This is a genomic window from Actinoallomurus acanthiterrae (assembly GCF_054775715.1).
Genome location: NZ_BAAHCO010000001.1, coordinates 2,685,305 through 2,708,756, shown reverse-complemented (window position 1 = coordinate 2,708,756; position 23,452 = coordinate 2,685,305). Strand labels below are relative to the sequence as shown.

The 23,452-nt window shown below is 72.2% G+C and carries 22 protein-coding genes and 2 tRNA genes; 13 read left to right on the top strand and 11 right to left on the bottom strand.

Annotated elements, in window-relative coordinates; all coding sequences use genetic code 11:
* The first annotated feature begins 215 nt into the window (after positions 1–215).
* Together ACYVF7_RS13175 and ACYVF7_RS13170 are read left to right on the top strand one after the other, a co-directional pair.
* Positions 216–1,691, top strand: coding sequence for a hypothetical protein (locus tag ACYVF7_RS13175; protein WP_460339300.1), 1,476 nt, complete (start codon positions 216–218; stop codon positions 1,689–1,691).
* A gap of 85 nt (positions 1,692–1,776) precedes the next feature.
* On the top strand, positions 1,777–2,565 hold the full coding sequence (locus tag ACYVF7_RS13170) for an isocitrate lyase/PEP mutase family protein (protein WP_460339298.1): 789 nt from the start codon (positions 1,777–1,779) through the stop codon (positions 2,563–2,565).
* 6 nt (positions 2,566–2,571) lie between these two features.
* Here ACYVF7_RS13170 and ACYVF7_RS13165 read toward each other — a convergent pair whose 3' ends face one another.
* Both ACYVF7_RS13165 and pdxR read right to left on the bottom strand, forming a co-directional pair.
* Complete coding sequence (locus ACYVF7_RS13165) at positions 2,572–3,642, bottom strand: phosphotransferase family protein (protein ID WP_460339296.1); 1,071 nt, start codon at positions 3,640–3,642, stop codon at positions 2,572–2,574.
* Positions 3,643–3,831: 189 nt separating this feature from the next.
* Positions 3,832–5,976, bottom strand: a complete 2,145-nt coding sequence (gene pdxR / locus ACYVF7_RS13160; RefSeq protein ID WP_460339294.1) for a MocR-like pyridoxine biosynthesis transcription factor PdxR — start codon at positions 5,974–5,976, stop codon at positions 3,832–3,834.
* Between the two features lie 35 nt (positions 5,977–6,011).
* On the opposite strand from pdxR, the gene ACYVF7_RS13155 reads away from it, so the two are divergent.
* The 6 genes from ACYVF7_RS13155 (at position 6,012) to ACYVF7_RS13130 (ending at position 9,503) form a co-directional block, all read left to right on the top strand.
* Positions 6,012–6,698, top strand: coding sequence for a pyridoxamine 5'-phosphate oxidase family protein (locus tag ACYVF7_RS13155; RefSeq protein WP_460339292.1), 687 nt, complete (start codon positions 6,012–6,014; stop codon positions 6,696–6,698).
* A gap of 26 nt (positions 6,699–6,724) precedes the next feature.
* Complete coding sequence (locus ACYVF7_RS13150; RefSeq protein ID WP_460339290.1) at positions 6,725–7,732, top strand: DUF2510 domain-containing protein; 1,008 nt, start codon at positions 6,725–6,727, stop codon at positions 7,730–7,732.
* A 20-nt stretch (positions 7,733–7,752) separates the two neighbouring features.
* Positions 7,753–8,349 (top strand): oligoribonuclease, encoded by a 597-nt coding sequence (gene orn / locus ACYVF7_RS13145; protein WP_460339288.1) that lies wholly within the window; start codon positions 7,753–7,755, stop codon positions 8,347–8,349.
* A 47-nt stretch (positions 8,350–8,396) separates the two neighbouring features.
* Positions 8,397–8,472, top strand: a tRNA-His gene (locus tag ACYVF7_RS13140).
* Between the two features lie 331 nt (positions 8,473–8,803).
* A complete protein-coding gene (locus tag ACYVF7_RS13135; RefSeq protein ID WP_460339286.1) occupies positions 8,804–9,355 on the top strand; it encodes a response regulator transcription factor in 552 nt (183 codons plus the stop codon).
* A 75-nt stretch (positions 9,356–9,430) separates the two neighbouring features.
* Positions 9,431–9,503: transfer RNA gene (locus tag ACYVF7_RS13130), tRNA-Lys, on the top strand.
* A gap of 461 nt (positions 9,504–9,964) precedes the next feature.
* On the opposite strand, the gene ACYVF7_RS13125 is transcribed toward ACYVF7_RS13130, so the two are convergent.
* The 9 genes from ACYVF7_RS13125 to ACYVF7_RS13085 form a co-directional block, all read right to left on the bottom strand.
* Positions 9,965–10,225 (bottom strand): hypothetical protein, encoded by a 261-nt coding sequence (locus ACYVF7_RS13125; RefSeq protein ID WP_460339284.1) that lies wholly within the window; start codon positions 10,223–10,225, stop codon positions 9,965–9,967.
* Positions 10,226–10,467: 242 nt separating this feature from the next.
* Positions 10,468–11,898: an aminobutyraldehyde dehydrogenase gene (locus ACYVF7_RS13120; RefSeq protein WP_460339282.1), complete on the bottom strand. Its 1,431-nt coding sequence runs from the start codon at positions 11,896–11,898 to the stop codon at positions 10,468–10,470.
* 66 nt (positions 11,899–11,964) lie between these two features.
* A complete protein-coding gene (locus ACYVF7_RS13115) occupies positions 11,965–13,275 on the bottom strand; it encodes a flavin monoamine oxidase family protein (protein WP_460339280.1) in 1,311 nt (436 codons plus the stop codon).
* On the bottom strand, positions 13,272–14,360 hold the full coding sequence (locus ACYVF7_RS13110; protein WP_460339278.1) for an ABC transporter ATP-binding protein: 1,089 nt from the start codon (positions 14,358–14,360) through the stop codon (positions 13,272–13,274). The genes ACYVF7_RS13115 and ACYVF7_RS13110 overlap by 4 nt, the downstream gene beginning before the upstream one ends.
* 33 nt (positions 14,361–14,393) lie before the next feature.
* Positions 14,394–15,257 (bottom strand): ABC transporter permease, encoded by an 864-nt coding sequence (locus tag ACYVF7_RS13105; protein ID WP_460339275.1) that lies wholly within the window; start codon positions 15,255–15,257, stop codon positions 14,394–14,396.
* Positions 15,254–16,135 (bottom strand): ABC transporter permease, encoded by an 882-nt coding sequence (locus tag ACYVF7_RS13100; protein ID WP_460339273.1) that lies wholly within the window; start codon positions 16,133–16,135, stop codon positions 15,254–15,256. Before ACYVF7_RS13100 ends, ACYVF7_RS13105 begins: the two co-directional genes overlap by 4 nt.
* Before the next feature lie 3 nt (positions 16,136–16,138).
* Entirely contained in the window at positions 16,139–16,873 is a 735-nt protein-coding gene (locus tag ACYVF7_RS13095) for a polyamine ABC transporter substrate-binding protein (protein WP_460357884.1), read from the bottom strand.
* 382 nt (positions 16,874–17,255) lie between these two features.
* On the bottom strand, positions 17,256–17,936 hold the full coding sequence (locus ACYVF7_RS13090) for a TetR/AcrR family transcriptional regulator (protein ID WP_460339271.1): 681 nt from the start codon (positions 17,934–17,936) through the stop codon (positions 17,256–17,258).
* A complete protein-coding gene (locus ACYVF7_RS13085; RefSeq protein ID WP_460357881.1) occupies positions 17,933–18,952 on the bottom strand; it encodes an aromatic ring-hydroxylating oxygenase subunit alpha in 1,020 nt (339 codons plus the stop codon). The genes ACYVF7_RS13090 and ACYVF7_RS13085 overlap by 4 nt, the downstream gene beginning before the upstream one ends.
* A 30-nt stretch (positions 18,953–18,982) precedes the next feature.
* Here ACYVF7_RS13085 and ACYVF7_RS13080 point away from each other — a divergent pair, with 30 nt between their 5' ends.
* The 5 genes from ACYVF7_RS13080 to ACYVF7_RS13060 all read left to right on the top strand — a co-directional run bounded on the left by ACYVF7_RS13080 (position 18,983) and on the right by ACYVF7_RS13060 (position 23,438).
* Positions 18,983–19,345, top strand: a complete 363-nt coding sequence (locus ACYVF7_RS13080; protein ID WP_460339269.1) for a hypothetical protein — start codon at positions 18,983–18,985, stop codon at positions 19,343–19,345.
* A gap of 152 nt (positions 19,346–19,497) precedes the next feature.
* The gene (locus tag ACYVF7_RS13075) at positions 19,498–19,890 is read left to right on the top strand and encodes a hypothetical protein (RefSeq protein WP_460339267.1); all 393 of its coding nucleotides are present in this window, start codon (positions 19,498–19,500) and stop codon (positions 19,888–19,890) included.
* Positions 19,891–19,969: 79 nt separating this feature from the next.
* The gene (locus ACYVF7_RS13070; protein ID WP_460339265.1) at positions 19,970–21,199 is read left to right on the top strand and encodes an NADH-ubiquinone oxidoreductase-F iron-sulfur binding region domain-containing protein; all 1,230 of its coding nucleotides are present in this window, start codon (positions 19,970–19,972) and stop codon (positions 21,197–21,199) included.
* A complete protein-coding gene (locus ACYVF7_RS13065) occupies positions 21,196–21,387 on the top strand; it encodes a ferredoxin (protein WP_460339263.1) in 192 nt (63 codons plus the stop codon). Before ACYVF7_RS13070 ends, ACYVF7_RS13065 begins: the two co-directional genes overlap by 4 nt.
* Positions 21,384–23,438, top strand: a complete 2,055-nt coding sequence (locus tag ACYVF7_RS13060; protein WP_460339261.1) for an acetate--CoA ligase family protein — start codon at positions 21,384–21,386, stop codon at positions 23,436–23,438. Before ACYVF7_RS13065 ends, ACYVF7_RS13060 begins: the two co-directional genes overlap by 4 nt.
* Positions 23,439–23,452: the final 14 nt, after the last annotated feature.

The following is a 23,452-nucleotide window of genomic DNA, read 5'->3' as shown; positions in this document are numbered from 1 at the left end:
CGGGCACGGGCGACCTGGCCGCGCGAGATTTCGGTCCCGCTTGTCCGGGACACCTCCAAGGCCGGAACGCGCCGTGCCGCGCTGTCACCATGAACACATTCATCGCGGAAGACGGCGAATATCCGGTCCGTTGGTGGCAGGATTCGTGAACCGTACGGTGCGCTTGGGGCCACCGTGCACTGGGGGACACGAACCGATCAGCGGGGAGGATCAACGTGGCCGGTTGGCCGGGTATCGACAGGGCCGATGACCAGCGGCTGGCACGGGCACTCGACGCCGGCGACACCAACGCCCTCGCTCAGCTGTGCGCCGCGTACGTCGCGCCGTTGTTCGACTACTGCCACGTCCTGCTGCGCGACCAGGAGACGGCGGCGCAGGCCGTACACGACTCGCTGATCATGGTGCGGGAGCGCATCTCCGCGCTCCCCGACCACCGGCTGTTCCGGGGATGGCTGTACGCCACGACCCGCGCCGAGTGCATGCGCCGGCGGGCGGAGCTCCCGGCCGAGCGCCGGCGGGCGCCAGAGGGCGCCGACGACGGCATCGACGAGGCGACCCGCGCGCTCGTGCACGCCGCCCTGCTGGCGCTCAGCGGACAGCAGCGCGAGGCGCTCGACCTGGCCGTACGGCACGACCTGGACGCCGAGGAGCTCGGCCTGGTCCTCTCGAAGACGCCGCACGAGGCGTCGGTGCTGGTCGAGCAGGCCCGCAACGACCTGGACGACGCGTTCGCGGCCGTGGTCGTCGCGGCGACCGGGCGCGACGACTGCCCCAGCGTCCCGGCCCTGGCGGGCCCGCCCGGACAGCCACTGGACGCGGTGCGCTGCGTGACGCTGGCGCGGCACATCAGCGGCTGCCCCATCTGCGCCCTGCGGGTCAACCGCGACGTCCCCACGGCGCGACTCCTGCGCGCCATGCCGGCCGCCGCCGTCCCGGAGAACCTTCGCGGCCGCATCCTGGCCACGGCGTTCTCGCCGGAGCAGGCCCCGGCCAGGGCGACGATCGCGATGCGCCTCGATCCCCCACCGCCCCCGCCGCCCGCGCTCTCGGAGCCCGGGGAGCGGTCGCGGAAGGCGTCGCCTGTGTGGCTCGTCGCCGGAGCGGCAGCCTGCGCGGTCGTCGTCCTGTGCGGATTCCTCCTCGTGTCACCCGGGTCGGGCGGGTCGGGCGACAAGCGGCCCGCCGACGGCCACGCCGCCGCGCCCGCCCCCGGCGACTCTCCGTCCGACGACGGCGACACGTCCTCCCGTTCCGCCGACGTCTCGCCGACCGCCAAGAGCAGCTCTCCGACGCCGACGCCGACCATCACGCCGACGCCGTCCCTGACCCCGACGCCGTCCACGACGAGCCCGACGGCGCCGCCCACGCACCCCACGCGGCCCGGCCAACATCAGCCGCACTCGTCGGCACCCTCCCACGAGGGGCCGGGCAGGCTCGTGACCAAGGCGTGCCACATGGAGCGCTTTGACTACGAGTGCCAGCTGGCGCTGTTCGCCGTGGACGGGCCGGTGCAGTGGGCCGTCACAGGCACCACCGACGACGTCAGCACGGGCGGCTCCGGCACCGCCTGGCCGGGCCACCCGGTGCTCCTGAACGTCAGCCGCTCCCGGGAGGCATGCTGGGAGGACAAGACCGGCGGCTCGGTGCGGATCAGCCCGGGCGCGGTCGGCTACGTCACCTGGGAGTGCTGACCGGCGTGCGGGCGGGCAGTGGTTCCTCGCCACCGCCACCGAGTGGCCATTCCGGCGGCCCCGCCGAGGCCGTACGGTCGGCGGCATGGACCTGTCTGCCAAGAAGGCGCTGCTGCGCGCCCTGCACGACGAACACCGTCCCCTGATCCTGCCGAACGCCTGGGACGCGGCGAGCGCCCGCGTCCTCGTGGACGCCGGGTTCGCGGCCATCGCCACCGCCAGCCACGCGGTGTCCGCGAGCCTCGGTTACGACGACGGTGAGGCGGCGCCGCCCGAGGAGATGTTCGCCGCGGCCGGGCGGGTGACCCGCAGTGTCGACGTGCCGGTCTCGGTGGACGCCGAGGCCGGGTACGGCCTGCCGCCGGCCGAACTGGCCGACCGGCTGCGCGAGGCCGGAGCGGCGGGCTGCAACTTCGAGGACACGCTGCACGACGGACCGGCCGACGCGGGCCGCGTCCTCGCCGACGTCGACCGGCAGGCGGAACGGATCGCCGCGCTACGGGAGGCCGACCCCGAGCTGTTCATCAACGCCAGGGTCGATGTGTACGGCACCGGGGCGATGCCGGAGCTGTCGGACGCCGAACGCCTGGAGGAGGCCGTCCGCCGCGCCCGCGCCTACCTCGACGCCGGCGCCGACGGAATCTTCACGATCATGGTCGCCGACGAGGCGGCGATCGCCACCCTCGTCGAGCGGATCCCCGCGCCGCTCAACGTGCTGCACCACCCCGGCATGCCCTCCCTCGCCCGGCTGGGCGAGCTCGGGGTCCGGCGGGTGACGTTCGGGCCCGGTCTGCACAGCGCGACGCTCGACCTGCTGAGCCGTCTCGCCGAGGGCCTCCGCGCCGGCGAGGCCCCGGACGTCCTCACCTCCTGAACACTCTCAACGAGCGCCGTTGTCGAGGGTGCGGTGGGCGCGGTCGAGGAGGATCGGGACGGACTCCCCGATCCCCTCGAAACCCTCGCCCACCGTCGCCTTCTGCAGGTACCGCACGTGGATGCCCTCGAGCACGACGGCCAGCTTGAAACAGCCGAACGCCACGTAGAAGTCCAGGTCGGTGAGGTCGTAGCCGGTGGTCGCGGCGTAGCGGTCGGCGAACTCGCGGCTCGACATGAATCCGGGCGCCGTCGTGACCGTTGAGCCCACCGGGATCGATCCGCGCTCGTCGTCGCCGGGATCGGTCCAGTACACCAGTGTCAGGCCGAGGTCGGACAGCGGGTCGCCGAGGGTCGACATCTCCCAGTCGACGACCGCCGCGATCTCGGGCTCCGGCCGGAGCCGTACGAGCGCGTTGTCGAGCCGGAAGTCGCCGTGCACCAGGCCGGTGAGCCCGTCGCCGGGCAGGCGGGTCGTGAGGCGTTCGACGAGCCGGTCGTACGAGGCGCGGGTGGCGTCGGCGAGGGTGGGGTCGGCGGGGACGGAGGCGTCCCACTGCTTGCGCCAGCGGGCGAGCTGGCGCGCCATGTACCCCTGGGGACGGCCGAATCCGGCGAGCCCCGCCTTCTCGACGTCGAGGGTGTGGATCGCGGCGAACGCGTCCGCCAGGCGCTCGCTGAGGGCGCGGGCCTCCTCCGGCGTGACGTCGGCGGCGTCCTCGACGGTGCGCAGGACGCGGCCGTCGACGTGTTCCATGAGGTAGAAGGGCGCGCCGATGACGTCCTCGTCCTGGCACAGCGCCAGCGGCGTGGGCACCGGGACGTCGGTGCCGGCCAGCGCGGCCAGCACGGTGTGCTCGCGGCGCATGTCATGGGCGGTGGGCAGCACGTGGCCGAGCGGTGGGCGGCGCAGCACGACGCGCCGGTCGCCGAGGCGGATGAGGTAGGTCAGGTTCGACCGGCCGCCGGCGAGCAGCTCGATGCCCGTGATCGGACCGCCGCTCGGCAGGTTGTCCGCCAGCCAGGACGACAATCGCGGAACGTCGATCCCGGGAACTCCGGCGACCTGCTCGATCATGGACCCTCCACTCCGTTCCATGGTGACGCGCCGGGCGAGGTTCGCCGGTCACGCGCCTATTAGAACGCGACTCGGTATCAAGACGCCAACCGGCCCCGTCCGGCCGGATCCGGCCCCGGTTGGGTACCGGCGCATCACCAGGGGTAGGCATTCGGCCCGTTGGGGTATCAGAAAGGCGAAACGTGACCGTTACCCCAAATGTCCTATCAGTGGGACAAACTTCCTAGTCAGCGGAACACCATCCGGGCACGGATCCGACCCGATGGAGGGAAACCGATAGTGGCCGACGCTTGGCTGCCTGGAGCCGGACGCCTGCACACCGCGCATGACGGTGGATCGCCCAAGGGAGGCGCGCCCCGCGCGGTCTGGCACACCAGCGAGAACGACCCGCATCAGATCTCCGCACGCTCGGTGGCTCAGCGCCTGGAGCACGAAGGACACAGCGCCCACCTCGTGTGGAACCCCTCCACCGGCGAGATCGTGCAGATGGTGCCCGCCACGCGGGCGGCCAAACTGCTTTCCGGCGAGGTCGGCCGAGAGGGCCGCTCGTGTTTCCAGATCATGGTCGTCGGGTTCGCCCGCGAACCGTTCACGGCGGGTCCGCTGAAGGGCCTGGAGAGGATCGTCGGCTGGCTCGACGGCTGGCGCGTGCCGCGCCGCTGGCCCGCCGGCGAGCCGCTGCCCCGGCCGGAGGCGTACGACGCCGTCCGCGAGCGCCGGCCCTGGGCCCGCGGCGGGCACTTCGGAGCGTCCCAGGTGCCCGGGGGGACGTCCGCGGATCCCGGCCGGATCGACATCCATAAGATCACCGGCCCGGAGGCACCCGTGGGAATCCCACGGCCCCGGATCCCCCCGAGTGAGGAGACCGGGCCGGTCGACCCGGACGAACTGCTCAGCCGGCGGCCGCACGCGCTGGGCCGGATAGAGCCTCCCGGACCAGTGCACGCACCAGCGAGCAGCCACTCCTGACCTGCGCGAGCGTGGCACTGCCGTACCCGAGTTCGAGGCCGTGCACCGCCGGCGGTCCGTCGAACCGCCGGTCCAGTGTGGCGAGCAGGACGCCGCGTTCCGACGCGCGCTCGACGACCCGGGCGGCGACGTCCTCGGGCAGCGCGACCACGATGTGGAGCCCGGCGGTGTCCCCCAGAAGCGGAAGGTGGCCCAGCGCGTCGACGACGGCGGCCCGCCGCGCGCGTACTCCGCCCGCATCCGCCGTACGTGGCGGTCCAGGTCACCGCGTTCCAGGAGGATGCGCACGGCCTCCTGCGGCACCACCGCCGTACGGTCGTTGACGTGCTCGCGCACGTCCGTGATCGCCTCGACGAGGTCGGGACGCGCCACCAGCCAGCCGACGCCGACGTCGGGCGCCAGCGTCTTGGACGTGGTGCCGAGGTAGACCGTCACCTCTGGATCCAGCCCGTACAGCGCGGGCAGCGGCGCCACGTCGTACCGGAACTCGCTGTCGTAGTCGTCCTCGGCGATCAGCGCGCCGTTGCGCCGCGCCCACGCCAGCAGCGCCTGGCGGCGAGGCACCGGCAGCCGGCCGCCGAGCGGGTACTGGTGCGACGGCGTGGTGTAGACGATGCGCAGCCCGTCGGGGATCGCGTCGACGATCAGGCCGGACTCGTCCACCGGGCACGGCACCACCTCCGCGCCCCGCATGGCCAGGGCCGACCGGGCCTTGGTGTAGCCCGGCTCCTCGACGCCGACCCGGTCGCCTGGCCGCAGGACCACCGCTCCCAGCAGATCCAGGCCGTTCGTCGCGCCGCGAGTGACCAGCACCCGGTCCACCGGGCACGTCACGCCGCGGCTGCGCCGCAGGTAGTCGACGAGCGCGGCGCGCAGGCCGGGCAGGCCGCGCGGATCCGGCCGCCCCGCCGGGGGCACGGTCGCCGCGAGCCGCCAGGCGCGCCGCCACGCGGGCGTGTCCAGCCCGTCGACCCACGGCATGCCGGGCCGCAGGTCGATGGCCGCCCCCGCGCCCTGGGACCGGTCCTCCGGCACCGGCCTGAGGGCGCGGAGCGACCCGGCGCGCGGCGGCGCGATGTCGGCCACGTAGGTGCCCGAGCCGTGCCGGCCCTCGATCCAGCCCTCGGCGTACAACTGCTCGTACGCCTCCGTGACGACGGTGCGGCTGACCCCCAGCGCCGACGCCAGCGCCCGGCTGGACGGCAGCCGCTCCCCCGCCTTGAGGCGCCCGTCGTTCATCGCCGCGCGCAGCTGCCCGCCGAGCTGGACGCTGAGGGGCGTCCCGGCCCCGCGGTCGACGGTGAGCGGCAGGTCGAACTGGTCCCGCGACAAAGTGGTTCCCTTGTTCCGCGACGAAGTGGCCATACTGGACAGGCCACTTCGACCTTATCGTCATGGCCATGACGACTTCCGCACCGCACGACGTTCCTCCGCCGTACGACGCGGCCTCTCCGGACGGCGCGGCGCCGTCGGGGCTGTCGGGCACCGAGCGCACGCGTGTCCGCCGTCTCTCCGAGCGCGCCGCCACCGACCGGCAGGCGCTGTACGAGGTCCTCGACGCCGGGCGGATCTGCCACCTCGGCGTGATCGTCGACGGGTGCCCCCGGGTCCTGCCGACCGGGTACGGGCGGGAGGGCGACACCCTGTTCCTGCACGGCTCCACGGGTGCCACGAGCCTGCGCGCGGGCGGCGAGATCTGCGTCACCGTCACCCACCTCGACGGCCTCGTCCTGGCCCGCTCGGTCTTCCACCACTCGATGAACTACCGCAGCGCCGTGATCTACGGCCGGCCCCGGCTCGTCACCGACCCGGAGGAGAAGCTCACCGGGCTCCGCGCGATCGTGGAGAACCTCGCGCCGGGCCGCTGGGACGCCGCCCGGCAGCCGACCCGCAAGGAACTCGCCGCGACGGCCGTCGTCGCCCTCTCGCTCGAGGAGGCGTCGGTGAAGCTCCGGCAGGGACCGCCCTCCGACGACGACGAGGACTACGAACTGGACGTCTGGGCGGGCGTGCTCCCGGTACGCGAGGTCGTCGGGGATCCGATCCCCGACCCACTGCTGCGGCCCGGCATCGGGTATTCCAAATAGTGATATGAGCCACATACTCTGACCCCATGAATCCTGCGGGCTGGTACCGCGATCCGTACGGCGATCCGGGTCTCATGCGGTGGTGGGATGGTCGGCAGTGGACCCAGGCGACGCAGCCCACCGGCGAAGGTCAGCAGACCGCCTGGGGCGGGCAGCAGGCGGTCGGCGAAGGCCAGCCGGCCACCCAGGAGTGGAGCGGCGCTCAGCCTCCCGGCGAAGGGCAGGGCTGGAGCGGCGGAGGACAGGCCTGGGGCGGCGTAGGGCAGGGTTGGGGCGGTGTTCAAGCTCCCGGCGAAGGGGGTGTTCCGCCGACAGGCGGAGGCCCGCAGGCCGGCTGGGACTGGAGCAGCGCCCCGCCGACGTGGGCGCAGAACGCGCCCGCGCCGCCCGCCGGCCGCCGCTCCCGGCTCCCTCTCCTGCTCGGCGGTGGCGCGGCCGTTGTGATCATCATCACGGTCGTCGCGATCCTGTTCGCCACCAACGTCTTCGGCGGGAGCAAGGGCGGCCGCTCCCCGGTCGCCGGGACGATCACCGACGCCCAGGCCGGGATCTCCTACCCGAAGCTGGGCGGAACGTGGCACACCGAGGGCGTCACCGCCACGAGCCCTCTGGGCAAGCTGGGCTTCGACCAGGGAGAGGCCGCCCAGGTCATGGCCAACTACCAGAACGGCCAGCCGTACCTCGCGAGCGTCTACAGCGGAGCGGCCACCAACACCGCCCCCGTCTCGCCGGAGACCGAGGCCAGGGCACTTCTGGCGGAGCTGGAGCCAGTCGCCTACCCGGCGCACACGCGCCAGGACCTGACCTCCGCCTCCCACCCCGTCGACGGGCACGACGGCTGGCTCCTGAAGGTGAAATTCACGTTCCCTCAGGCAAAATCCGAGGGCTGGAACTTCCGTACGGAGACGGCCGCGATCCTGATGGTCGACCGTGGGAACGGCCGGTCGCCCGCGGAGTTCTACGTCTCGATTCCCGACAGTCACGGGCGCCAGGGCGACCTCGATCTACTCCTGTCCTCACTCAAAGTGTCCTGACAGGACTTATGGTGAAGGTCATGAACGACCGGCTGGTCTGGATCGACTGTGAAATGACCGGGCTCGACCTGCGGCGCGACGCGCTCATTGAGATCGCCGCCCTGGTGACCGACAGTGAGCTCAACATCCTCGACGCGGGCATCGACCTGGTGATCAAACCTCCTCAGGAGGCCGTGGAGCAGATGTCGCAGGTGGTACGCGACATGCACACGACCTCCGGGCTGCTCGACGCGCTGCCCGGCGGCATCACCCTCGCCGAGGCCGAGGACCGCGTCCTCGAGTACGTCCGCACCCACATCCCCGGGGCGAAGAAGGCCCCCTTGTGCGGCAACTCCATCGCGACCGACCGGTCCTTCCTCGCCCGCGACATGCCCGCCCTGGACTCCCACCTGCACTACCGCATGATCGACGTGTCCTCGATCAAGGAGCTGGCCCGCCGCTGGTACCCGCGGGCGTACTTCGCCAGCCCGGTCAAAAAGGGCGGCCACCGGGCCCTCGCGGACATCACCGAGAGCATCACCGAGCTCCGCTATTACCGAGAGACCGTCTTCGTCCCACAACCGGGGCCAGACTCCGAGACGGCACGCGCCATCGCGACGAATATCGGTGACCGATGAGGTCCGAAGAACCGCTACACTTCATGACGCCGCCTAGTGCGGACATGGTGGGTGTAGCTCAGTTGGCAGAGCACCAGGTTGTGGTCCTGGGTGTCGGGGGTTCAAGTCCCCTCACTCACCCCAATACGACGGCCCCAGCGCAAACGCGCCGGGGCCGTCGCCCTTTTCCGACCGGCCCCGGCCTTGGGTCTCCCACCCGGGCGCGGGTCCCCGCCGAAGGCGCCCGGACCGGTCTTCCACCGGACACCATCCGGGCCCGTCCCCTCTCGGACACCGGCCAGGCGCGTCTCCCCTTGGACACCGGCCGGGCTGCTTCCCCCTCGGACATCACTCGGGCTGGTTCCGCCTCGGACACCGCCCGGGCTGGTTCCGCCTCGGACATCGGCCGGGCCGGTCCCCCCTCGGACATCGCCCGGTTCGCGCCCCGCCGTGACAGGCGTCCCCCGGAGGCAGGATGAATCCCGACAATCCGCTCCCCCTACGGGTCATGGTCGTCGACGGCGACCCCACCCTCCTCTCGTTGCTGGAGGACAGCGACGAGCTTGATGTGGTCAACGAGCCCGGTGATGCCGCCGAGCCCGCAGACGCCCTGGAGGCCGCCGAACGCCTCCGACCCGACGTCGTGATCCTCGGCCCCGAGTTCGCGGCCCACACGGCCCCTCTGAGCCGCAGAGCACGCGTCTTCGTCGTCTGCAGCGAGCCCACCGCCGCATCGGCCGCCCTCCGCGACGGCGCGACCGGCCACCTCACCCCCGGCCGGTTCACAGCCCGAGAACTCCTCCAGGTCTTCCGCGACGCCGGCCGCGACGACCTCGACCTGTCCGCCCGCGAAGCCGAGGTCATGGACCTCATCGCCAGCGGCCGCTCGAACGGCGAGATCGCCCGAGAGCTGTTCCTCAGCGAGAAGACCGTGAAGAACCACGTCAACCGCATCTACGCCAAGCTCCGGGTGGGCTCACGGGCCGCCGCGATCACCCTCTGGCAGGCCCGCCGACAACCCCTGTGACCTGCGCCTCCGGCGGTGTGGATCATTCGATTCGCAAGCAGGGCAAGGGGGCTGCTAAAGTTACGGACGTCGCAAGCGCCGTTAGCTCAATTGGCAGAGCAGCGGACTCTTAATCCGCGGGTTCGGGGTTCAAGTCCCTGACGGCGCACCCGTCCTGACCTGGGCGTTCTCGGTTCCGATCGAGGACGCCCAGTGTCCGTTTTGGGGTAGTGGTTGCTCCGTGGTTGCTCGGATGCCACGATCTTGCCAAAACACAGCCCCGGCTGGCGCCCTACAGCCCCACACGGAGCTGGTCGCAACGGCGAAACGCCCCAGAGGTCAGCGATCTATCCCGGGCCAACCCGCCAACCGACTCCTGGCCCGCCGAGAGGTTCTGGAGTTCACCCTCACCTACCAAGCTGCCGCCTGTGGGCGACACCAGCGAAACAACTGGGCTGGGCGACAGGATGGGCAGGTGTTCTTCGTTCGCCCGACCAGAAGCTACTCGATCGCATCGACCCGCCCTGGGTGAGGACGAGCGGTCCACCACCCTGTTGAGCCACCGACACCGCCCTGTTCTGGAAGCTCGAGATTGCACTGTTCGTCAACGAACCGGCGCTGCCGCCACCTCTACCGGTGAGGCATCTCGGCATCGATTGTCCGGCTGGCCTGGCGCAGCACATGGGCGATCACGCTGGCGCATCGGATGAACAGGTAGTCCTTGGCCGCGTCACTGGGGAGGTCGTGGCTGCCGTGCTCGTGATGCCGGATCCTGAATTCGTTCCCGATATCGGAAAGCATCTTGAACTCGTTCTTGGGTTCGGTGCGGAACGGCTCCGATGCGGCTTTGTTGAGTAGCTGAGTGATGGAGGTCCGCTTTTGCTCGCCCAAGACGATGGATGCGCATGTCGTTGCCCAGGGTGAACGCAATCCCGCAACGTCTGAAGATCAGCTCCATATCGCTACGGAACTCCGCTTGGCCGGCGTTGGACAGATGGCCATCGGCTGAGCTGGTGCCATCTTCGCCGAATACGAACTGTTCGTGCCCGAAGAAGCAACCGAACCGCCGGGTCTAGGAGACTTGGTGGGTGTCGGGCATCGAGCCCGGCTGAGCCAGCAGGTGCGGGATAGCTTCATGGCAGGGAGCTCATCACGTGCTTGGGGCGGGTGTACTCCAGCAACCCGGTCATGGACAGGTCGCTGCCGTAGCCGGAGTGGCCGGTGCCGCCGTGGGGCATCTCCGACACCGTCGTCGCGTGGGTGTTGATCCACACGATGCCGGTGTCGAGGTCCCGGGCGGCTCGCAGGGCTCGCTCGTGGTCGCGGGTCCACACGCCGGCGGCCAGGCCGTACGCCGTGTCGTTGGCCGACCGGATCGCCTCTTCCTCGTCCGCGAAGGGCTGCACCGTGAGCACGGGACCGAAGATCTCCTCGCGGACGATCTCGTCGCCCTGGCGCAGGCCGGTGACCACGGTCGCCTCGTGGAAGTATCCGGGGCGGTCGAGGACGGAGCCGCCCGCCACGATCGAGGCGTGGCCGGGCAGCCGGTCCAGCAGACCGCGCACGGTGGCGAACTGGGCGGCGTTGTTGAGCGGGCCATAGGCGACACCGGGCTCTTCTGGCGCGCCGGTACGCGTCTCGGCCGCCGCGGCGGCGAGCATCTCGGCGAACCGGTCGTGGACGTCCCGATGCGCGAGGATCCGGCTGGGCGCCGTGCAGTCCTGTCCGGCGTTGTAGAAGCCGATCCCCGCGAGGGCCGACGCGGCGGCCGCCAGGTCGGCGTCCGGGTACACGATGACCGGCGCGTTGCCGCCGAGCTCGAGGTGGAGGCGCTTGACGTCGGCCGCGGCGCCGGCCGCGACCTGCCGTCCCGCGCGGAGGCTGCCGGTGACCGCCACTAGGCGCGGGATCGGGTGCTCGACCAGGGCGCTCCCGGTGTCCCGGTCGCCGCAGACCACGTTCAGGACGCCGTCGGGCAGGACCTCCGCGGCGACGCGCGCCAGCAGGAGCGCCGTCGACGGCGTCGTCTCGGCCGGTTTGAGCACGACGGTGTTCCCGGCGGCCAGCGCGGGGGCGATCTTCCAGACGGCCATCATCAGCGGGTAGTTCCACGGCACGATCTGCGCGCAGACGCCGATCGGCTCGCGGCGGAGCATGGAGGTGAAGCCCTCGGCGTACTCTCCGGCCGGAGCGCCCGGGAGGGCGCGTGCGGCGCCGGCGAAGAACCGTAGGGTGTCGATGACCGCCGGCAGTTCGTCGGACCGGAACAGTTCCGGCGGCTTGCCGGTGTCGCGGACCTCGGCCGCCAGAAATTCCCCGGCCCGTTCCCGCATCGCGTCGGCGATCCGCAGCAGCGCGTCCTGCCGCCGTGCCGGGGTCGTACGCGACCAGCGCGCGAAGGCGCCGGACGCGGCCTCGCAGGCGCGGTCGACGTCGGCCGGCCCCGAGCGCGGGGCGGTGCCGTGGACCTCGCCGGTCGCGGGGTCGATGAGGTCCATCGTCTCCCCCGACGCCGCAGGCAGGTCCCGGCCGCCGATGTGGTTCGTCAGATGCCGGTCAGCCACGGCCCAGCGCCTCCTTCGTCAGATGCCGGTCAGCCACAGCGCAGCGCCTCCTCCGTCAGATGCCGGTCAACCACGGCGCAGCGCCTCCTTCGCGGCGGCCCGCCCGGTGCGGACGGCGCCCTCCATGTAGCCGGCGACCCACTGGTCGGAGCCGCAGACGTAGAACGGTGGCTCGTGGGTGCCGTGCAGCGGCCCGACCGCCATGACGTCACCGGGCACCCACTGGGTCACGTAGCCCTGGGTCCAGGGGTCCGTGCCCCAGAACCGCAGATGGGCCGTGAGTGGGGTCAGCGCCTCGTCCCCGTACAGCCGGGCGATCTCGGCGAGCAGCTCCGGCACCCGCCGCTCGGGCGGCGCGCCGAGTAGCACGGCGTACCGCTCCGGTGGGACCAGCGCCGACAGCACGCCGTCGTTCTGCGGCCACGTGCTGCCGAGGACGCCCTCGCACTCGGAGAGGCCGCTGCGGCCCAGGTCCCGCCAGAACGGCCGGTCGTAGGCGACGGCGAGCTTGGCGGCGAGGGCGTTCCGCTGCCGGCGCAGTGAGGCCAGCCGCTCGTCGGACACGCCCGTGACGTGCACGGACCGCAGCGGTCCCACCGGCAGAGCGCTGACCACGGCCCCGGCGGTGAGGGTCTCGCCGGAGGCCAGCCGCACCGCGCAGCCGGCCGCCGACACGTCCACCGCGGTGACGGGCGAGCCGGTACGGACTCGATGCCCGAGCGCGCCGGCCATCCGGAGCGCGACGGTGGCCGAGCCCTCGGTGACCCGCAGGCCCTCCCAGTCGTCGTAGTCGTAGTGCCCGTCGCTGGGCACCGCGCCGCTCTTGCGCAGCGCGGACAGCATCGAGATCCGGTCGTTCGATCCGCCGGCCAGGCCGAGCTGGCCGATCTCCCACTTGCGCACGACGTTCGGTGTGGCCCCCGCCGACCGGAGCCAGTCGGAGACCGACAGCCCGTCCAGCCGCGCCGCGTCGGGATGCGCCCACGGGTCGGCGGGGTCCACGGTCCGTACGAGGTCGGCGAACGCGGCGTTCGCCTTCTCGCCGGAGGCGGCGTCCTCGCCGGCGAACCAGCCGGGCACGGAGTCGCTCACCTCCGACGGCGTCGCGTAGACGATCTCGCCCGGCTCGGCGACGTAGCTGAGCGTAACCGTCAGGCCGAGTTCGGCGACGAGCTCCAGGTAGGCGGTGTGTGCCCGGCCGACGACCTCGCCGCCGAGCTGGACGAGGCGCCCGTCCGGCAGCCGCGTCTGCTCCACCCGGCCGCCGACCCGGTCCCGGGCCTCGACGACGAGCACGTCGGCGCCGCCGTTCATCAGGTCCCGGGCGCAGGAGAGGCCGGCCAGTCCGGCGCCCAGGACGATGACGTCGTGGTTCATGGGGCGCCGCCCAGCAGGAGGCAGTACTCCGGCTTCCAGCCCAGGTCGATCGTCTCGCCGCCCGCCCAGCGCTCCTCACGCCTGGACCGGGCGATGTTCTGCTCCAGCACCGCGAGTTGGACGCCGGGAGCGAGCTCGACGAGGTACGTGGTCGTCGCGCCGGAGTAGACGGTCTCCTTGATGATGCCCTGGACCCGGACCATGCCGGGTTCGAAGTCGTACAGCCAGATCTTCTCCGGCCGCACCGAGGCGCAGACCGCCGACCCGTCGGCGATATCGGACCGGGCCGCGACGGGGACCGAGACGCCGCCCGGAAGGGTCAGCCGTCCACCGTCGTAGGTGCCCTCCATGACGTTGGAGGTGCCGATGAAGCCGGCGACGAAGGCGTCCTCGGGGCGTTCGTACACGTCCTCAGGCGTGCCGATCTGCGCGATCCGGCCGCCGTTCATCACGGCCAGCCGGTCGGACATGGTCAGCGCCTCGTCCTGGTCGTGCGTGACGAACACGAACGTGATGCCGACCTCGCGCTGGATCTGCTTGAGCTCGACCTGCATCTGGCGGCGCAGCTTCAGGTCAAGGGCGGCGAGGGGCTCATCGAGCAGCAGCACCGCGGGCCGGTTGACCAGCGCGCGGGCGAGCGCGACGCGCTGGCGCTGGCCGCCGGACAGGGTGCGGGGCCGGCGCTGGGCCAGACCGCCGAGCTGGACCAGGTCGAGCATCGCGCCGACCCGTTCCTTGGTCTCGGCCTTGGCGACGCCCCTGCGCTTGAGGCCGTAGGCGACGTTGTCCCACACCGACAGGTGCTCGAAGACGGCGTAGGACTGGAACACGGTGTTGACGTTGCGCTTGTTCGGCGGCAGACCGGTGACGTCCTCGCCGTCGAGCAGGACCGCGCCGGAGTCCGGGTCGGCGAAGCCGGCGATCATCCGCAGGGAGGTGGTCTTGCCGCAGCCGGACGGGCCGAGCAGCGAGAAGAACTCGCCCGCGCGGATGTCGAGCGTGACGTCGTCGACGGCGTACGCGTCGCCGTAGACCTTCGACACGCCGTCCAGGCGGACCGCCGACGGGGCTTCGGGCTGGCTCATGGAATCGGCCTCCTTCGAGGAATCCGAGAGGGGTCAGAGCAGGTCGCTGAGGCCTTCCTTGCGGCCGAAGAACCGCGGGACCAGGAGGGCCAGGCCGATCAGGGTGATCGAGCCGAGGAGCATGAGGGTGCCGACCGCGTTGATCGTGGGCTGCACGCCGAAGCGGATCGAGGAGTAGATGCGGACCGGCAGCGGCTGCGGTGTCACGCCGGTGGTGAAGTAGGCCAGCACGAAGTCGTCGAAGACGATCGCGAAGACCAGGATCGCGCTGGCGATGATGGAGGGGAGCAGGGCGGGCAGGGTGACCGATCGGACGGCCTGCAGCCGCGTGGCGCCGAGGTCCATGGCGGCCTCCTCGATCTCCGGGTTCAGCGCCGCCACCCGCGAGCGCAGGATGACGGTGACGTAGGAGATGGAGAACGTCAGTTCGGCGATCATGAGGGTGCCGGTGGACAGCGGCAGTTCGACGCCCTTGAAGAGCATCAGCGAGGCGACACCCGTGACGATCTCCGGCGTGATGAGGGGGATCAGCAGCACCAGGCCGGACACGGCGCCGAGCCGGCCCCGGGAGCGGACGATGCCGAGCGCGAGCAGGACGCCGAGCATGACCGAGCCGGCCGTGGCCACCAGGGCCACCTTCAGGCTGAGCCCGAGGGAGGCCAGCAGGTCATGGTCGGCGAAGAACGCGCGGTACCAGCGGAGGCTGAGGCCCTTGAGCACGGTCAGCGACTTCTGGCCGTTGAACGAGAACACGGCGACCACGACGATCGGCAGGTACTGGACGGCGAAGAACACCACGGTCACCGCGAGCGCGAACCAGGGCTTGCGGGACGGTCGGCGGCGCTTCCGCACGGGCGTACGGGCGGCGACCGCCGGGCGTTCGAGGGTCCGGCTCATCGGGTGGTCTCCTTCTCGTCGCGCCGGGCCTGCAGGAGGTAGCCGGACATCCCGATGAACAGCAGCGCCATCAGCAGCACCGTGAGGGCCGAGCCGAGCGGCCAGTTCTGACCGTCGAAGAACTTCTGCTGGATGAGGTTGCCGATCATGATCTGGTCGGGGCCGCCGAGCAGCTGCGCGCTGACGAAGTCGCCCATCGCCGGCAGGAAGACCAGGACCAGCCCGGCCAGCGCGCCCTGCCGGGTGGCCGGGACCGTCACGAACAGGAAGGTGCGCAGCGGCCCGCCGTACAGGTCGCGGCCGGCCTCGATGAGCGAGACGTCCATCCGTTCGAGGGCGGCGTACAGCGGGAGGATCATGAAGACCACGAACCCGTACACGAGGCCGGCGACGACACCGCCGCTCGTGTTCAGGATGTGCGCCGACTTCGGCAGCCCTATCGCCCGCAGCGCCCGCAGGAGCGGCCCGTCGTCGGCGAGCACCGTCGACCAGCCGTACATCCGGACCAGGTAGTTGGCGAAGAACGGCACGACGAGCGCGGCGATGAGCGCGTTCTTGTACCGGCCGCCGTGCAGGGCCACGACGTAGGCGACCGGATAGGAGATGAGCAGGCAGATGAGGGAGCACAGGGCGGCGAAGACGAACGAGCGCAGGATCGCCCGCAGGTACGCCGCGTCGGCCAGCGCCGACCAGTTGGCGGTGGTCGTGCCGAAGCGCGGATTCCCGAGGTCGTCGGTGGTGCCGAACGACAGTGTGATGATCAGTAGCAGCGCGGAGACGAAGAACAGCGCCATCCACACGGTGCCGGGCAGGGTGAAGGCCGCCCACAGGCGGGCCGAGGAGCGGTCCGCGCGAGGGGCATGAGGGGCGCGTGCCATGGTTCAGCCCGCCTTGATCTGGGTGTACGCGGCGTCGCGCGCCTGGATCTGCGCCTCGGTCCCGTTCTTGAAGTCGATGCCCTTGGCGACGTCCGCGACGGTCACGATGGCCTCGGGAACGGACTCGACGAGCTTGGCGTAGGTGTCCTCGGTGCCCTTCACCGGCATCGGATAGCCGATGTAGGCGATGTTCTTCTTCACGTTCTCCGGGCGGAGCATGTAGTCGATGAAGAGCATCGCGGTGCCGGGGTGGGGGGCGTTGGAGGGGATGGCGTAGCAGTCCGAGCCGATCGGCGCGCCCTCGCGCGGGGACTCGAAGCCGTAGGCCGCCTTGCCCTTGGCCTGGTTCAGGACGGCCACGATGTCGCCGCTCCACATCTGATGCATCCAGGCGCTGCCGTTCAGCAACTCGTTGACCTCGTCGCCGGAGAAGCCGCGCAGGCTCGGCCGCAGGTCGCTGATCAGCTTGACGATCTGGGCGAGCCGGCCGGGGTCGGCGGTGTTGATGTCGAAGCCGAGTCGCAGCGCGCCCAGGCCGAGGACCTCGTCGCGGTCGTCGATGAGGAACTTGCGGCCGTTGGCCCGCGGGTCCCACAGGTCGGCGACGGAGCCGCCGAGCGTGTCGCCGAGCTTGTCCTTCCGCCAGCCGATGCCGGTCTTGTACATCGTGTTGGGGACGGTGTACGCCGAGCCGGGGTCGTACCAGGGATCGGCGAAGTGGGAGTAGGTCCCGAAGATGGCCTCGACGTTGCGGAGCTTGGAATGGTCGATGCGGTGCAGCCGCCGGCCTTGATCATCCGCTCGGCGAACTTGTCGGAGGGGAAGATGATGTCGTAGCGGTTCCCGGCGGCGAGCTTGGCGACCATGCTCTCCATCGAGTCGAAGTTCGACTGGACGACCTTGACGCCGTACTCCTTGGAGAAGCCCTTCAGCACCGTCGGATCGGCGTAGTCGGCCCAGTTGAAGTAGACGAGGTCGCCGTCGACCTTCGGCTCGATGACCGGTTCGGTCGCCGCGGCCCGGGGGGCCGCGTCCCGGCCGGCGAAGCCACAGCCGGCCAGGGCCGCGAGCCCGGCCGCGCCGAAGAGGCCGAGCGTCTCCCGACGCGTGGGGGAGGCTCTCATGGGCTGATCTCCTTCGATCGATCTTCGCCCCCGAGGTCCCGGGCCGGGAAAGGCCCGGTGAGACCGAGACGGGCGCCGACCAGCGCCCAGATCTCGGCCTTGGCCCGCGCGAGCTCGACGAGCGGGTCGTCGAACACCAGGTGGACGGCGTAGCCGTCGGTGAGCACGATGATGAGTTCGGCGACCGCGCGGGCGTCGCAGGGCGCGAACTCCCCCGCCGCGACACCGGCCTCGATCGTCTCGGCGAACCACTCCTGCGCTTCGGCGTACAGCCGCACGGTCAGCTCCCGGGAGCCCGGGTCGCGGGCGGCCCGCAGCCACAGCTCCTCCCACAGCAGCGCGTCGCGGCGCAGCTCGGGGTTGACCGGCAGGGAGCTTTCGATCATCCGGGCGAGCTTCCACGTCAGCGGCCGCGCGTCCGGCGGCTCTGCGACGTACTCGTCGCGCCCGGAGGTCTCGAACGTGTAGCGAAGCGCCTCGGCGAACAGCCGCTCACGGTTCTCGAAGTGGTAGTGCAGCAGCGCGGTGGACACGCCGGCGCGTTCGGCCACCATGCGCATCCGGACCTTCTCGAACCCGATCTCGGCGATCGTGTCGCAGGCCGCGATGAGGATCTGCTGGCGGGTCTCGGCCGCGCGGTCGCTGAGCGGCTCGGACGCTGAGGTGTCGGTCGTCATGTCTCGTCGGCCCTCGGGTCTCGTCGTGAGTCGGCTGGGACGGTCAAGTCTGCCGACAGATCCGCCCGGATCCGGTCCGCGAACCACGAGACCGCGATCTCACGTTCGGACAGGGGCCCCATCGCGTATCCGGGGGTGGACAGGCCGCGCTGGACCCGGCCGACGAGCTCGACGTCCTCGTCATTGGTGATCCAGCCGATCCGGATGTTGAGCCGCTGCGCGAGCCGGGACCTCCAGCTCGCGCCGGGCCGCCCGTAGAAGGCACCGGGGACCGCGACCTCGTCGACCGCCGTGGGCACCATCGACCAGGCGAGCACGTGGTCGGGATAGATGTCGATCATCGTGTTCGGATAGATCGTGACGTACCGCCAGACCCGCCGGTCCTCCTCGCGCAGGCCGGGCATCGGCTCCACGAACCGCTGGTAGAGGCGCTCCAGCCGGTTGGCCGACGGCTTGTCGCGCAGCGGCACCTCGAACAGCGCGTAGGACTCGTGCAGCTCCACGTCGTAGCGCTGGTAGTCGAGCAGGCGCATCAGCCCGGGATGGGCCACCGGCACGTGGTAGCCCTCCAGGTAGTTGTCGACCGCGACCTTCCAGTTGGCGGGCTGGCGCTCGGCCCCCTCCAGATCGTGGATGCGGTAGCCGCCCACCGGCACCAGGTCGGTGGCGTACCGCCCGATCCTCTCGGCGAGGCCGGGCACCAGGTCGGCGAGCGGCACCGCGTCCAGGTCGAGGTTGACGAAGACGAAGCCGAGGAAGGACTCCACCCGCGCGGGGAACAGGCCGAGGTTCGGCTTGTCCAGGCAGGGGATGCGCCGGGCCTCCGGCGCCCCGACCAGGCGGCCGTCCAGCTTGTACGTCCAGCCGTGGTACGGGCAGCGGATCGCCTTCCCCTCCGGCTCCGGGCCCGCGACCAGCCGGGCGCCGCGGTGCCGGCAGACGTTGAGGTGCGCGGCCAGGCCGCCGTCCCCGGTGCGGACGATCAGGACCTCCTGGCCGGCCACCGTGCCGACCAGCCGCGCTCCGGGTGCCGCCAGGTCGGTCTCGTGACAGACGAGCTGCCACGACCGGGCGAAGATCCGGTGGTTCTCCCGCTCCTGTACCGCCGGGTCGGTGTAGTAGTGCGCCGGGCAGGGCCCGGCGACACGGACCTCGCGGCGATCCCCGGTGGGGCGGACGGCCCTGCCCGATCTCCGCCGGACGGCTCGGGCGCCCGCTCGGGGACCGTTTCGGCCGACCGCACGGCGGCGGCCGGTTCGGGAGCGCCGTCGGAGCCGATGGGCGCCGGAGCGCCGTTCGCCTCGCCGGGCGTGGGCGTGCTGGTCGCGTCGCCGGGCGTGAGCGTGCTGGTCGCGTCGACGACCGGTTCAGAGTGCATCGAAGGCTCCGATCCTGCGGCTCGGTGGTGACCGCCAGTAGCAGCGCTGACTGATTGGTTGGTCAGCTTGGATGTGATCCAGGTCGCGTGTCAACGGTTTCGGCTCCCCTATTTTTCCCTCTTGCGCACTGACTAATCAATTAGTTAGCGTCTCCTCACCGCTCCTACCTGCGGAGGCGTCCCATGCGACACAGGCAACGACTCGCCTGGCTCGGGCTCACCCCCGAACCCGAGCGGGAGCTGCCCCGCCTGGTCGCCGCACTGCGCCGCGACGATCCCGACGGTGTGCGCACTGAACGTGACCGGGTGGAGGGACTGGTCCTACGCGGATCACGGCGCGGCTGGCTGCGCTATCTCCACGAGGTCCTCGTCCTCGTCCAGGAGGTCGCGGCCGGTCGGCGGCCCGGCGATCCGGCCGTGGCGCTGCTGGTCACCGAGATCGTGCTGGACCACCACCGGCTGCTCATCGGCATTCCTGGGCCCGGCTACGACGCCACGGCGGCGGACCGGGCGGCGCTGGAAGAGACGGCCCGCGGCCTGCGGGCCCGGCTGACCACGGAGGAGGTGTCCCGATGACGGTGATCCGCTCGTACGCGGGCGCCGCTGGAAGAGACGACCCGCGGACTGCGGGCCCGGCTGACCACGGAGGAGATCGATGACGGTGATCCGCTCGTACGCGGGCGCCGCCGGACTGCTCGGCCCCGACCCGGGCCGCGCCGAGGAACTGGCCCGGTTCCGCGCCACCACGGATCGCTCCCCGGGGCTCGAGGGCGGCGAGCTGCTGGCCCGGGTCGAGGCCGCCGGCCTGCGCGGACGAGGAGGCGCGGGCTTTCCCACCGCCGTGAAGCTGCGCGGCGTACGGGACCGGGGGCGGGCCGGCGCCGGGCGCTCGCGCGGGACGGTGGTGGTCGCGAACGGCGAGGAGGGCGAGCCGGGGTCGATCAAGGACCGGCACCTGCTCCGCGCCCGGCCGCACCTGGTCCTGGACGGCCTCCTGCGCTGCGCGGGCATCGTCGGCGCCGCCCGCGGGTTCGTCTACGTCTCCGACGCCGAGGCCGCCGCGGCGACGCGCGCGGCCCTCGCCGAACGCCGACCGGCGCTGCCCGTCGAGGTCGCCGAGGTGCCGCGCGCCTACGTCGCGGGCGAGGAGTCCTCCGTCGTGCGCTTCCTCGACGGCGGCCCCGCGCAGCCGACGGCCAAGCCGCCGAGGGCGTACGAGAGAGGCGTGGGCGGCACGCCCACCCTGGTCGCCAACGTCGAGACGCTGGCCTGCGTCTCCCTCCTGGCATCGCCCCGCGGCGACGCGTCGACGACGCTGGTCACGGTCGCGGGGGCGGGGCGTCCCCCGGCGCTGTACGAGGTGCCGGCCGGGACCCGTCTGGGCGACCTGGCCGCCGCGCACGGAGTGCCCGCCATCGGCGGAGCGATGACCGGCGGCCTGTTCGGCGGCGTGCGCGGCCCCGACGCCGCGGGCCTCCGCATCGACGACGCCGGCGGGGCGGTCCATCTGCTGGCCCCCGGCGAGTGCCCGGTCGCGCTCGCCGCCGAGGCGCTGGCCTTCCTCAGCGCCGAGAGCTCCGGACAGTGCGGGGTCTGCGTCATGGGCACGCGGTCGCTGGCCGAGACGGTCGCCGGGCTGGTCCTCGGCGCCGCCGACGCGAGCGCCCTCGACCGGCTGGCGGGCTGGTCCGAACGGCTGCCCGGCCGCGGCGCCTGCGCGCTCCTGGACGCCGCCGCCGCGCTCACCGCCGCATTGCTGCGGGACTTCCCCAGCACAGTGGCCGACCACCTGGCCGCACCCTGCGACGACTGCCTCGCCCGCCCGCCGCGGGCCGGCGAACGCCTGCGGGTCTCCCCCGACACCACCCTGGAAGGAACGTCATGAAGCTGCACCTGGACCCCACCCGGTGCCAGGGCTACGGCCTGTGCAACGAGAAGGCGCCCGGCCTCGTCGAGCTGGACGAGTGGGGGTACGCCTCGGTCGCGGACCCGGCCGTACCGGACGGCGCCGAGGCCGACGCCCGCGCCGCCGCCGAGGTCTGCCCCGCCCAGGCTCTCCGGCTGGACAAATGACGGCCCGGGACCTGAGCGCGCTGTTCGATCCGGCCTCGGTCGCGATCGTCGGCGCGAGCGACGACCCGGGGAAATGGGGCAACGCCGTGGCGCGGCAGGCACTGCGGGCGAACGGCCGCCGCCCGATCCACCTCGTCAACCGCCGCGGCGGGACGGTGCTGGGCCGTACGGCCGCGACGCGCCTGGCCGAGATCGGTGAGCCGGTCGACCTCGTCGTGGTGGCGGTGCCCGCGCGGTTCTTCGAGGGCGCCGTCGACGACGCCCTCGCGCAGGGCGCCCGCGCCATCGTCGGCATCACCGCGGGCTTCGCCGAGACCGGCGCGGACGGCCGCGCCCGGCAGCAGGCCATCGCCGAGCGGGTGCGCGCGGCGGGCGCCGTGCTGGTCGGGCCGAACTGCCTCGGCCTCGTCGACAACACCACCGAGGTGTACCTGTCCTCGGACGCCTTCGCGCCCGGCGGCGTCGCGTTCCTCAGCCAGAGCGGCAACCTGGCGCTCGAGCTCGACCTGCGGCTGACCGGCCATGGCCTCGGCATCAGCCGGTTCGTGTCCTTCGGCAACCAGGCCGACGTGACGCTGGTCGACCTGCTGTCCGACTGCGCCGCGCATGAGGCGACCAGTGCGATCGCCGTCTACGCGGAGGACTTCGGCGACGGCCGGGCCTTCGCGCGGGCGGCCGCCGCGGCCGGCAAGCCGATCGCGTTGTTGTCGGCGGGCGGCGGCGAGGCGTCGGCGCGGGGCGCCGCCTCGCACACCGGCTCGCTCACCAGCCCGTCCGAGGTGGTCGCGGCGGCCTGCCGTGACGCCGGGATCCACCAGGCGCGGACCCCCCGTGAGCTGGCCGCCCTGCTCACGACGCTCAGCGGGCCACGCCGCGCGGCCGGTAGCCGGACGGCCGTGCTCACCGACGGCGGTGGGCACGGCTCGATCGCGGCCGACGTCGCGGAGCGGGCGGGGCTGGCCGTTCCCGAGCTGGCCGAGCCCGTGCAGCGGCGGCTGCGCGGCCTGCTGTGGGGCCCGTCGGCGGTCGGCAACCCGGTCGACTTGGCCGGAATGGGCGAGCAGGACCCCCGCTCGTACGCGACCACGGTCACCGCGCTCGTCGCCGAGCCCACCGTCGATGCCGTGCTGATGACGGGGTTCTTCGGCGGATACTCGGCCGCGGACGACGGTCTCGGCGGAGGCGCGCTGGGGCATGGTGAGCTGGAGGCCGCCGAGCGGATCGCCGCGGCCGTCACCGCCGGGTCCGTACCGGTCGTCGTGCAGTCCATGTATCCGGACTCACCGTCGTGCCGGAGGCTCGCCGCGGCGGGGATCCCGGTGTTCGGCGCCGTTGAGGACGCGGCGCTGGCGCTGGCCGCCGTGGCGGGACCTGAGGGCGGCCGGCCGGGCGTGGCCGCGCTGCCCGCGCCCGCCGGGCCACCGGCCGACCCGGGATACTTCGGCACCCGGGAGATGCTCGCCGCCGCCGGGGTCCGGTTCCCCGCCGCCCGCGCGGTGCGCACCGAGGCCGAGCTGCGCCGGGCCGCCGGTGAGCTGGAGGGCCCGTTCGCGCTCAAGGCCGTTGGCCTGCTGCACAAGTCCGACGCGGGCGGCGTCGTCCTGCGGATCAGCGGCGAGGAGGACCTGGTCGCGGCCTTCCGTGAGATGCGCGGGCGGTTCGGCGACATGACGTACTCCGTGGAGGAGATGGCCCGCACATCCGATGGCGTCGAACTCATCGTCGGCGTCGACCGGGATCCCCGCTTCGGCCCGGTGACGATGGTCGGGCTCGGCGGCGTGCTCACCGAGACGCTGCGGGACGTCGCGTTCGCGCTCGCGCCCGTGACCGCCGAGCAGGCCCGGAGCCTGCTCCAGGGCCTGCGCACGGCCGCCCTGCTGCACGGCGTACGCGGCCGGCCCGCCGTGGACGTCGAGGCGGCCGCCGAGGCGATCGCCCGGATCAGCGCGGTCGCCGCCGCCCATCCCGAGATCGCCGAGATCGAGGTCAACCCGCTGCTCGTGCGGCCGGACGGCGCTCTCGCCCTGGACGCCCGCACCATCCTCGCCTGACCCCTCTGGAGGAA